The sequence below is a fragment of the Chitinophagales bacterium genome, assembly GCA_020636535.1.
In the GTDB taxonomy this organism is placed as follows: Bacteria; Bacteroidota; Bacteroidia; order Chitinophagales; family JADIYW01; genus JADJSS01.
In genome coordinates this window covers 1,819,059-1,831,751 of sequence record JACJXT010000011.1, presented here as the reverse complement: position 1 = coordinate 1,831,751, position 12,693 = coordinate 1,819,059, and the positions used below count along the sequence as shown (strand labels likewise).

At 29.9% G+C, this 12,693-nt stretch carries 6 protein-coding genes; all 6 read left to right on the top strand.

What is annotated here, in order from left to right; translation table 11 throughout:
• Positions 1–39: 39 nt before the first annotated feature.
• Entirely contained in the window at positions 40–1,116 is a 1,077-nt protein-coding gene (locus H6553_08480) for an FAD-binding oxidoreductase (GenBank protein ID MCB9033858.1), read from the top strand.
• Positions 1,097–1,582: a hypothetical protein gene (locus H6553_08475; protein MCB9033857.1), complete on the top strand. Its 486-nt coding sequence runs from the start codon at positions 1,097–1,099 to the stop codon at positions 1,580–1,582. The genes H6553_08480 and H6553_08475 overlap by 20 nt, the downstream gene beginning before the upstream one ends.
• On the top strand, positions 1,569–2,906 hold the full coding sequence (locus tag H6553_08470; protein ID MCB9033856.1) for a phosphatase PAP2 family protein: 1,338 nt from the start codon (positions 1,569–1,571) through the stop codon (positions 2,904–2,906). Before H6553_08475 ends, H6553_08470 begins: the two co-directional genes overlap by 14 nt.
• The gene (locus tag H6553_08465; GenBank protein MCB9033855.1) at positions 2,876–6,064 is read left to right on the top strand and encodes a CRTAC1 family protein; all 3,189 of its coding nucleotides are present in this window, start codon (positions 2,876–2,878) and stop codon (positions 6,062–6,064) included. The genes H6553_08470 and H6553_08465 overlap by 31 nt, the downstream gene beginning before the upstream one ends.
• Positions 6,065–6,119: 55 nt before the next feature.
• On the top strand, positions 6,120–11,651 hold the full coding sequence (locus tag H6553_08460) for a T9SS type A sorting domain-containing protein (protein MCB9033854.1): 5,532 nt from the start codon (positions 6,120–6,122) through the stop codon (positions 11,649–11,651).
• A 427-nt stretch (positions 11,652–12,078) separates the two neighbouring features.
• Positions 12,079–12,693 (top strand): phosphoribosylanthranilate isomerase, encoded by a 615-nt coding sequence (locus H6553_08455; GenBank protein ID MCB9033853.1) that lies wholly within the window; start codon positions 12,079–12,081, stop codon positions 12,691–12,693.

The window sequence follows — 12,693 nt, the reverse complement described above, 5'->3', positions numbered from 1 at the left end:
AAAACAATTTTCTTTTTTATATTTTTTTATACTCTAAGTATGAATGCTCAGTTTTTAGATTTAACTAAAAATCTAAAAACTGAACCAATTTCTGATAAATCATATTTTTATTATTCTGATAAGGAATATTATGAGGTATATAGTAATCAAGTAGATGAAATAATAGAACTTGTTCGGTATGCTAGTGCTAATAATTTGAAAATTAAAATAAGAGGGAATGGGCATTCATCAAATAACTCTACATTTCCAAGTAAGAAAGAAATTTTATTTAGGACAGATAGTTTAAATAAAATTGCAATTATTAATGATTCTACTGCCTTTATTCAATCTGGAGTTATACTTCATGAGGCTCAAGAGTATTTATATAATTTAGGATACAAGATGATTGTTGTTAATGAAGGAGGTAATGGGCCAACTTTAGGAGGATTTATATCTGCTAGTGGAATTGGTGCAAATGGAGATGTAGGTTTTTGGGAGACTATTAGAAGTATAAACCTTATTGATGGTAATTGTAAGAATATAAATATATCAAATACAGACTCTACTTTCAAATGGATATTTGGGTCAATGGGAGAATTTGGAATTATAGTAGGTGCTGAAGTGAAAATAGAAAAAATAAGTAATGAAATTTCTTTTAAATCTTCAAAATTAGAGAATAAAATATTAGAAAAATATTATTACTATTGGTTCCCTTTTATGTTTGATGTTGAAAGAATAGATTCTATAAATGCTTATTTCAATGAAATTAAAGATAGTATATTAATTGAATGTGGTTTTCAAAATTCTATTATAAAGTTAAATACAGGAGGCAATTATGTGAAATTTCAAAGCTTTAATCCACCATTGATTTATGAAAATAGACCATTTATTATATTAGGATTTAAATGCTTAATAAATAAAAATGAAGAGAATATACAGGAGAAAGTAGAAAACTTGAAATCAAAAATAATTCAAATTAAACTTGATAACAATTTGCAACTTTATTTTCAAGTTGCTACCTTTAGAAAAAATAAAGAAAACATTCTTAAATTTTTAAATAGCAAGATTTATGAAAACTACAAAGAGATTAAAGGTGTTTTTGACCCAAATAATGTTTTTGGATCAGATATTTTCTAGAATACTACTGTTTTTATTTCCTTTCTTTATAATATCATGTTCTGTTCAGAATAGAAATACAATACAAAGTCAAGTTAGTTTATATAATAAAGCAATAAACGAAAAGTCATTAGGTGTAAATGAAAATTTGTTACTATTAAATCAAAAAGAAGCACAACATATTGTGAAAACTTATGGCACTGATTCTGTATCTCTAACAGAATGTCCAATTGCCAAGAATAATATTTATTTTATAGATAGTTGTCGTAATGGAATATATAGCTTTATTAAAGATGCTAATTTTGATTCTCTATACATAAATAATGTACAAAATACAGAAAGATGCAATAATATGAAAGTGAGTTTTGTATATGGAACATTAATGAAAAATGCAAAACTAACAAATTACAATATCGTATTAATATTTACTCCAATTAAAAAAGATAATTATAAACTATTAGCACAATATTATTATGAAAAAGAATAATTATTTTATTACAATTGTATTAATACTATGCATATCTTTTTTATTAATATCTTGTAATAGAAGTACTCAAAGAAATAAAATTATTCAGAGTGTAGATTTAGAACAAGTTAGTTTAAATAGAAAGTTAACTCAAATATTAGTAAAAGATCAATTTGCACCACCTAATGTTTCTAGGATTTATGCCTATTGTAATTTAATTTATTTTTATTTTTTAGATGCTAATAATAATAATATATTGAAAGATTTAATCGATAATTGGAGCATACAAAATTATACCCAAAATCTTAATAGCATAGATAAAAATTATATTGCTCGTTTAGCATTTTTGGAGACAGCTAAGCGAATTACATATTCTGTAAATTTTTGGGATAATGAAATAGAGAAACTTAAAACAGAAATAAGCAAAAAAATAAGTGCTACTCGTCTTATAGAATTAAATAAGATATTTAATTTGTACTATAATGAGTATGTTGCCTATATTGCAAATGATAATTTTAAAAAAAGATTAGAATATCCTATATATAAAGTGATTGACTCAGCTAAAAGCTATCAGTTAACACCTCCTTACTTTAAATCAGCTATAGAACCTTATTGGAGTACACTAAGACCTTTCTTCATCAATAATGTTAATGATTATTCTTTAGTATATGATTATGATTCAGATTTTTCTACAGACAAAAATAGTTCATTCTATAAAGAAAATCTTCAAATGTATAACATACTAAATCAAAATGATTCAATAAAAAATATTGCTCTTTTTTGGGATTGTAATCCTGTACAAGTTGAACTTTATGGGCATGCAATGAAATTTAAATACAGAATGACACCAGGTTCTCATTGGATAGAAATTATTAATAGTAATATTGCTAATTTTAATTTAACTAACGAACAGACTGCAGAATTGTATATGTTGGTTTCGTTAACAATGGCAGATGCTTTTATAGTTTGTTGGAAAGATAAATATTATTATAATTCAATAAGACCAATAACATATATAAATAGATATATAGATAATAATTGGAGCTGCATCTTGCAAACACCAAATTTTCCAGAATATCCAAGCGGTCACAGTACAATTTCTACAGCAATTTCATTTATTTTAACTAAATATATAGGAGAAAATGTGCATATTGTAGATGATTCTCAGGTTAGATTTAATCTGCCAGTTCAATATTTTAATTCATTTAATGAAGCAGCATATCAAGCAGGAGAGAGTAGAATATATGGTGGTATCCATTATCGAAAAGCAATTGACGATGGCAGAGTCCAAGGAAATAAAATAGGAACATTTATATGGAAAAAATACAAAAACTTACATTACTAGTATTATTTAATATAATTTTTTTTTATTCTAAAGGTCAAGCACAAACAAAACTATTTGATATAATAAAAGGGAATGAACTTGGTGTAAATTTTATTAATAAAGTAACTGAAACAGAAAATGAAAATATTTTTGTAAAAGGATTACTATACTTCAATGCAGGTGCAGGTGTAGCTGTTGGAGATATTAATAACGATATGTTACCAGATATTTTCTTTGCAGGCAACCAAAACTCGTCTAAATTATTTTTAAATCTAGGGAATTTTAAATTTAAAGATGTCTCAAAACAATACAATATCAATACTACTACTTGGTGTACTGGTACATATATGGTAGATGTAAATAACGATGGATGGTTAGACATCTATGTATTAAAAACACAAAATAATACACCTTTAACTGGAGGAAACTTATTGTTTATAAATTATAATGGAAAATACTTCAAAGAAGAATCAGAAAAATATAAATTAAACCTAAATGATAGGTTTCTTGCAGGTACATTTATAGACTATGATAATGATGGCGATTTAGACTTATACCTTGCAAAATATCCTGATAACAGTAAAACAGGAAATAGTTTAAATTTTGATTTTAACTTAACCTATCCAAAAGAGTTTGGAAATGATATTTTTTTAGAAAATACAGATAAAGGTTTTATTAATATTTCCAACAAAGTAAATATACATAAAGAAAATGGCTTTGGAATTTCTGTAACAAGTGCAGATATTAATTTAGATGGTTTCCAAGATATTTATGTAGGAAATGATTTTGCAGAAAATGATTTTTTATATATAAATAATAAAAACAAAACATTTACTGATAAAATTAAAGAAAAAACAATACATACTTCTTTGTTTACAATGGGTGTAGATATTAATGATGTAAATAACGATTTATTACCAGATATTTTATCATTAGATATGAATCCAGAAGAACTCTCAAAATATAAAATGGATTTTGGTGGTTTTGATTTTAATATATATGAGCAAACAAAAAACAACTATAACAAACAAGAAATTCGCAATTGCCTACAATTACAAAATACAGATGGTACATTTTCAGATATAGGACAATTAGATAAAATTGCTTTCACAGACTGGAGCTGGTCGCCACTAATTGCAGACTTTGATCTTGATGGTTACAAAGATATTTTCATTTCAAATGGACAGAAAAAAGATGTTTTAAATCAAGATATTTATATGTATAAGTTAGATTCAATAGCTAGCACACTAGAAAATGGTTGGGAAGGCATTACTAATTTAAAAACACTCGAATTAGTACCTGATGCTCAGCTGCACAACTATTTATTTAAAAATATAAACGGATTAAACTTTCAAAAAAGTAATACTACTTGGCTTAACTCAATACCCTCTAAATCAACAGGTGCAGCTTATGCCGATTTTGATTTAGATGGAGATATTGATATTGTAACCAACGAATTAGACGATTATCCACTGTTTTATAGAAACAACTCAAATATATTACTTAATAAAAAATATTTAGAAATTACTCCATACTATCAAAGTAATATAGCATTTGGTTGCTACGCATTTTTATTTTATAAGGATAAAAAAATATATACAAACCTATTAACATCAAGAGGTTTTATGTCTTCTTCTCAATCTTTTTTACACTTTGGTTTAGATACAAGTATTGTTAATATAGACTCTCTAAAAATATACTATAATAATACTGAATATAGCTATTATAATTTAAAACCTAATCAAATTATAAAATTAGATTTAAACAAGTGCAACAATATAAATATTCAAAATACACCTGTAAAACCCAAAATAAACTTTGTTAAATTAGATACATTTCCTTATGTTAATCAAAATTACTACGAGCTAATGAGAAATAATATGTTATTTCAAACAGACAACATAAGTCAACCATTAGCCAATAAATATGATGTTGATAACGATAAAACGGAAGAACTTATTATTTGCAATAAAGAAAAAATAACATTTTATAAAATAAATGTAGGAGATACTTTAAATAAAGTACTCGAATTTAGCTTAAATCTATCACCAAAGTATTTTATTTCTGATTTTAAATTAGCAATCCAAAATAATAAAAAATATATAATACTATCACTAAATACCTTAGAGAATAATCAATATAGCGATTCCTTAAATTATTTGCGGTCATATGAAATATTATACACGAATAATACCTTCTCTTTACATCTAGATACTACATTTTTGCCACATATAAATTTCCCATTAACAACATTCGAAATAAATACTAACTTAGATACATTACTCATAGCAGAAGGAGCATTTGAAACAAAAGCATACAAGCAAAATATTCAATTGTACACAAAATATAATAAAAAATGGATTGAACAAGATTTAAGCAAAAACTTACTGTCAAAATATAAACTAAATCATAATATTAAAAAACTATTCTTTTATGATGTCAATAATGATAATAAGAAAGATATAGTAATATCCGGATTTTATTTGCCAATATTCGCAATACTTAATACCAATAATCAGTTCGATTCTATTTATATAATAGATTCTGCTTTAGGATTTTGGAATAACATAAAATATATTAAAGATAATACCAACGACTCTATGTATTTATTCAAGCTAAATATTGGAGAGAATTTTAGATTCAACCTAAAGTCAGAAAAAGAGATAAAACTCTACATAAATAATTTTAATAGGAATAATAAAAATAATCTAATTTATTGCACTAATATAAATAATTCAGATTTTCCAATATATAACTTTAAAGACTTTTCTACAAAATTTCCAGATACAAGGAAAAATGCCTACTCACCACTAAAGTACGCTAATTTAAATATAAATAAAATATTTAATGACGAAAAAATGATAGATACTTCTGTTGTTTATACAATTAACAATACACAATCAAAAATAAATAATAATATATACAAAGAGTTGCAAACTACTCAACTTAATGATGTACTTTTCAATGAAAATACACAAACCTATATATTCGCCGGCAATAACTATAATCTAAGACACGATTTAGGATATATAGATAATGCTTCTATAATTATAGCCAATAAATCATTTACTTCGTTCAATACTTATAATTATATACAAGACCAAATAACTCAACTTATATCAATTAAAAATTCTATATATTGTATTGGTTATCAAGGTGTTTATAGAATTAATTTATAAAAATTTGCAAATTAAAATTATTTACTTAACTTTATTTTAATAAATAGGAGAAAGCATGAATAAATTTTACAAATTAACTACTTTACTAGCGTTACTTTTCTTTGCAAACATATTGCAGGCACAAAACTATAATGATGGTCGCATTCGGCTAAGAGTTTGGTTGCATAAAGTATGGTCAAATGCTAACTGTGGAGAACTAGGCAGTCAGTCTTATGTAATTAAAGATATTAGAGTTCGTGCAGATGATGGTTCAGGTGGAAACTTTGTTACTTCACCTGCTGGTTTTAATGTTAATTTCCGAGGTGGAAATAATAGGTATTGGAATACATACTCTGGTTCTAATCAGTTAAACTCTACACAAAATGCACCATCATTACAAGGCAATGGTTATATTTTGTTCGATAGAACTTATTCAGGGACTTCTGTACCTTCTGAATTTCAAGTATTATTAGGCGAAGCATTTGAGAGCGATTGTCCTAATTCTCTTTGTGGCGGTTCTTTATGGTCTTACGAATCTTGCTGTTTATTCGGTGCAGAAAGTGATGATTTTAGAGCTTTTGGCTCTTGGACTTCAGTCGCCTTTAGAGGAGGAGAACAAGGCGAAGTAAACTATACACAACCTGTAATTTTAAATCCAGCAGACGAAAATAGTTATGCTGCTGTATTTGCTTATCAATGGGATTGGGTTACACCAGTCAAAGCTACTTGTGCTTCTCCTAAATATCAAGATGGGCCAATCAATCTAACTGTAGATTTTGTTGGCGTTTTTAGTGATATAGACTGGGATGGTGGTCTTGGTTGTGGTACTGGACTCGCTGGAGATGAGGATTTAAGATTGAAATTTAGAACAAGAGATAATTTAACAGGTACATATTCCCCTTTACCTACTACTGCTATAAAAGTAAGTCAAAATAAACCTAAATGGAATAATGTGTCTCCTGTAAACATACTTTCTAAAAGTTATACTACTGCCAACACTAATATGGAAGATTTTGATATTCAATATCTACTTTGGGAAGAAGATAGTTGGAGCTTATTCAATTGTGGTTCAGATGATACACCAGACGGAAGTGGTTTTTCTATATGGGATCCATCTTCTTATTTCTGTATTAACGGAGATGATATTGTAACTTTTGGCGAGAAATTAGATATTAATTGGCGTAATAGTCCACCAAACACCTATAACTATTTTGAAATTCCAGCAAATTTAAGCACTTCAGATTATAGAAGCTGGATGTTAAAATTCAGATATAGATGGACAATCGGTGCTCCTTCCTTAGGTACAATTTCTGGTGCTGGAGATCAATTATTATGTACTGGTACAACTACAAGTTTATGTCCAACTTCACACAATAATGTAACTTACTTCCAATGGCAAGTAGCAGATGGTACTTCTCCTGCCGGTGATGCTTGTGGTGCAAATTTAAAATGGACAGATATTCCTGGCGAAGTTTGTGAGTGTTTTACGCCACCACAAACACCTGGTACTAGAATTTATCGCCTTGCAGGTTATAATAGAAGTGGTGCTGGTAGTACAACATCTTCTGGTCAAAGATATGATTCTACTTTTTCAGAATGTACTAGAATTACTTATTTTGAGTATGCACCACCAATACAAAGTTTTGCTTGTGGGTCTACAATTTCTGCTGGTACAGCTATACCTTTTTCTGCACCAACAGCTCCAGACATTACAGCTATAGGACCAAATACTGGTTACACTTATACTTGGTCTACTTCTCCTGCTGCTACAATTTCACCTACAACAGGAGCTAGTACAAATATTACTTTCAATACACCAGGTACTTATACAGTATCTTTAAATGTAAATAATCCTTCTTGTTCTGGCTCTGCTACTTCTACATGCACCGTAAATGTAGTTGAAAATGCTTGTGGCTATATTTATGTAGATGGAGTAAATGGTAATGATGCCAATGCAGGTACACCAGCAAATCCAGTTAGGACAATAGCAACAGCACTTACAAAAGTAACATCATCTTTAAATCATATTAGGATCACAGCTGGTACTTACAATCTAACATCAAAATTAACTATACCTTCAGATGGAGTAATTTTAGATGGAGATTATGAAAAAGTAGGTGGCGAATGGCGTAAAAATAATAACCTTACAACAACTGTTAATATTAATTCTTCAAGAGAAAATTTAGTAGTTTCTGGATCTAATTACTCAGGACATTATATTGGTATAGAATCTAATACAAAAAATAATTGGAAAATATTAGATATTATATTTAATGTTAAAAACGGTGGTTCTTCAGGTACTGTATCAGGAGCTTATTTAAATAAAGGGCAAACTATATATGGTGCTTATATCTATAATTCAACAGGTTACGAGTTTGTAAGATGTCAAATGAATGTTGGTAATGCTACTAATGGTGCAAACGGTACTGCAGGTAGTAAAGGTACAGATGGTTATGTTGGTAATGCAGGAAAAAATGGCTCTTGTGATGGAAGTAATGGTGCAGGTGGGGCGACTGTTACTGGTCCTGGCACTGGTGCAAGAAAAGGAGGTAATGGTGGAAAAGGTGGAAATGGTGGCGCTGAAGGTTATACTACAGGTCAAGCTGGATCTACAGGTGGAGATGGTGGTAGTGGTCGTACTGGAGATCCAACTGCCGGTGGTGGTGGTGGTCGTTCAAGTTGTGATGGCGGAGATGGAGGCAGTGCATCGGGTGCTACAACGACGAAAGATGGTTCAACGCAAAATGGTACCACTGGAAGTCCAAATCATCCTGCTGGTTATTTAACAGCACCTACAGCAACAAGTCCATTCTGGATTCCTGCAAATAGATCGGCTAACGGTGGTGCTGGTACTGGTGGTGGCGGTGGAGCCGGCGGCGGCGGCGGTGGCGGTCAAGGTGAAAATTGTTGTTGGTGTGTTTGTAATGATGGCGGTGGAAATGGCGGTGGTTCTGGAGGAACAGGAGGTCAAGGAGGAACAGGAGGGCTTGGTGGCTTTGGTGGTGGTAGCTCCTTTGGTCTTTACCATGCAGGTACTGGTTCTGGTACTTTAACCAATTGTGATTTTAATGCAGGTGCAAGAGGAAATGGTGGAAATGGTGGAAATGGCGGTGCTGGTGGTGCTGGTGGAAATGGCGGTGCTGGTGCTTCAGCTTGTACTAGTGAAGTTGGTCGTGGTGGTAATGGTAGTAAAGGAGGAAATGGAGGCGCTGGTGGTAGAGGTGAAGACGGTGCTTATGGTTTGTCTGTTAATGTTCAAGGTGTAACACCTGCTTCCATAACTCAAAGTGGTGCTTTCTTAGGCAATGATGCTAATAATCAAATTGCAAAATATACTTTAGGTTGTACTAATTCAGAAGTTAATATTGCAAAACTAAGTGGAAATGCATTTAATTTAGGTACAATGAGTGCTACTTTAATAAATAATGTTACACCAAGTTTAGTTTCTAATACTAATGGGTCTGGTGCAAAAGATTTATATGTTTATTATACTTCAACAGGTTGGTTTAGTACTATACTTAATTCGGCATCAGAATATGTTAAGTTTATTAAAATTACAGATACAAGAAATAATCCAGTAATTAATGTAACTCCTCTAGAAATTTGTAATGAAGGAACTGTAAATCTTACCTCTACACCTAATAATCCTAATAGTTCAACACAATTTGAATGGACAATTCAAGAATCTTCTCCAGCAACTATAACTGGTTTAACTACTCCAACGCCAGTATATACTTCTACAGTAGAAGATCCAGGCGATATTACACTAGATAATACAACAACAGTAGATAAGGTATATCAAATTCGTTATCGAACAAAAGATGAATGTTGTGGTTGGTCTATACCGCAGTATCAATTTGTTACGGTAAAACCAGATCCACAACCTCCTACAACTTTACCTAAATCGCCAAATGTTGCAAATGTATGTGAGGGAAGTATGTTAACTTTATCTGGCTCTGCTAGTGGTTCATTAGGTGGTTCGGGTTCATGTGCTTACGAATATCAATATTCTACAGATAATGGTATTACTTGGAAAGATGCTAGTGGTACATTAGATGCATGGTCTACAACAATACCAAATTTTGCTTCTGTTGTTGGTACAAACCTTATTAGAGCAAGATATAATTGTACAGGTACATTAGATTGTAATCCATCTGAACCAACTCAAGTGTCTTGGATTGCAGATGAAGATGTTGTGGCTACAGCATCAGTATTCAATCAATATACTTGTGGAGACTTGCCATTTGCAACAACTACAGAATTAACAGCAAACAATCCTAGTGTTGGTTCTGGAGTTTGGACTAAGCTAAGTGGTGCTGTTACAGCTGCAACAACTTGTACAACATGTCCTAATCCAACGGTACTTGGTATTCCAGCAGGTGGCTCTGCTACATTTAGATGGACTGTTACCAATGGTGCTTGTTCTCAATATGCAGATGTACCAGTAACGGTACCAAATATTACAGCAACAAATATGGCATCAGATCATGATAATTTTGTTACTTGTGCTGTAAGAAATGGTAATACTTATTATTACTATGATAATAATGGTAAAATTTTAGCAAAAATTTATGACCATTCTACACCAACAGATGAATTACAAGCTACGGAGGTAGGTGTAGATTTGTATTATACAGATTATGGTACACCAACAGTTGCAGATGTGCCGACCGTGATGACGCTTGCTGATGGTATTCAGCCATTTTTACCAAGAAGATGGACAGTACATCCAGAAAATAGTTCAGATATAGATTTAACATTATATTTTACTATTGATGAATATAATGCTTTATACAATAGAGCTATAGGTACTAAATTCCAATTTGCGGTAATGAATGAGTTAATTTGTTCTAAATTTCCATTTGGAGGTTCTGACTTTACACCTAATTTTACAGAACCTGGTATTATTTCTGGTTTACCTGGAGAAGTATATCATCCTGCATTTGCTACATATACAGGAACTGATTTAAAAACTTATGTAACAGCAACAATTAGTGGAATAAATACTTTCTCAACATTCTATATACATCCGTATACTTGGTTAGCACCATTGCCTGTGGAATTAATTTCATTTACAGGTACAAATGTTGGCGATAAAAATAGATTAGATTGGGTTACTGCAACAGAGGTTAATACAGATAAATTTGTTGTAGAAAAAAGTATAGATGGTATTAATTGGTTTGACATCGGAGAGGTTGATGCAGTTGGAAATAGTAATCAAGAAAATAATTACTTATTATATGATAACTTACCAGTTATAGGCAATAACTATTATCGTTTAAGAATTATAGATTTAGATGCTACATTTAAGTACAGTAATATTATTAATATTCCATTGTCAGCTTCTTCTTCTACAGGTATAGTTAATGTTTATCCTAATCCAACTACACACAATATTAATATTGTAGTATCTTCTAAAGTAAACCAAGATGCAACATTCCAAATATTTGATGTACTTGGTAAACAAATGATTTTTGAAACTAAGGCATTAAATACTGGTTTAAATACTTTAAATTATAATGTAACTCAGTTTGCAAAAGGTGCTTATATTATTAAGGTAGTTGACTCAGAAGGAAAAACTTATCAGCAGAAATTTATTAAAGACTAAATTTGCTATAAATATTATGCAATTAAACAAAAAGGACGATATTAATTATCGTCCTTTTTTGTTTTATATAAACACATTAACTAATTGCTACTTTTTTAAAACTTTAAAAGTATACTGCATTTTTTTTTATTTTTACCATAAATTGTTTGTTAGACTTCGTAATAATTGATTTAGCGACCTTCAATAAATTTAGCGAAAACAGACAAAAAAGCGTTAACAAATATTGTTGTTTGAGTTCCGAATATTTATTTCGGAACGAGTTTCAAGATTTGTAGTTTTTTTATTTAGTTTTAGCGTGAAGAATTTATTGAAGTCTTGATTTTTTGTAACTTTTGTATCAAGACAAAAGTTAATACAAACTAAACTAGATTTTTTTCTTTCGAAGTTTCAAAAATATATTTTAAGGTACACATTTGACTATAAAAAGATGAAAGTAAAAATTTGTGGCATGAGAGAGGCAGCTAATATTGAAGCAGTTGTAAAACTACAACCAGATTTTATGGGATTTATATTCTATCCTAAATCAAAAAGATATATTACAGAAATTCCGGTAACAATACCTTCAAACATTAAAAAAGTAGGCGTTTTTGTCAATGAAGATATTAAAAATATCATTAAAATAGCAACTCAAAATAACTTAGACTATATTCAATTACATGGCGACGAAGCTCCTGAATATTGCGAAGAATTAAAGCTATTTGATATTAAAATTATTAAAGCATTTGGCATTGATGATAATTTTGATTTTACTGTTATTGATGATTATTTACCATTTATAGATTTTGTTTTGTTTGATAATAAATCACAACAATATGGAGGTACTGGCGAAAAATTTTCTTGGTATAAATTAAAGGAATACAATGGAATAAAGCCATATTTTTTAAGTGGAGGTTTAGATCAAATTGATATTCCTTATATCGAAGAATTATTAGGAAATACCAATATTTATGCTTTAGACTTTAATAGCAAATTAGAAATAGAACCAGCTTTAAAAGATATTGAAAAATGTAAAACAGTTATAGAGTTAACACATAAAATGTAA

Bases quoted from the DNA above. Each gene is read 5' to 3' on its own strand.
- H6553_08465 (MCB9033855.1), top strand. From the start codon at position 2,876: ATGGAAAAAATACAAAAACTTACATTACTAGTATTATTTAATATAATT.
- H6553_08480 (MCB9033858.1), top strand. From the start codon at position 40: ATGAATGCTCAGTTTTTAGATTTAACTAAAAATCTAAAAACTGAACCA.
- H6553_08455 (MCB9033853.1), top strand. From the start codon at position 12,079: ATGAAAGTAAAAATTTGTGGCATGAGAGAGGCAGCTAATATTGAAGCA.
- H6553_08460 (MCB9033854.1), top strand. From the start codon at position 6,120: ATGAATAAATTTTACAAATTAACTACTTTACTAGCGTTACTTTTCTTT.
- H6553_08470 (MCB9033856.1), top strand. From the start codon at position 1,569: ATGAAAAAGAATAATTATTTTATTACAATTGTATTAATACTATGCATA.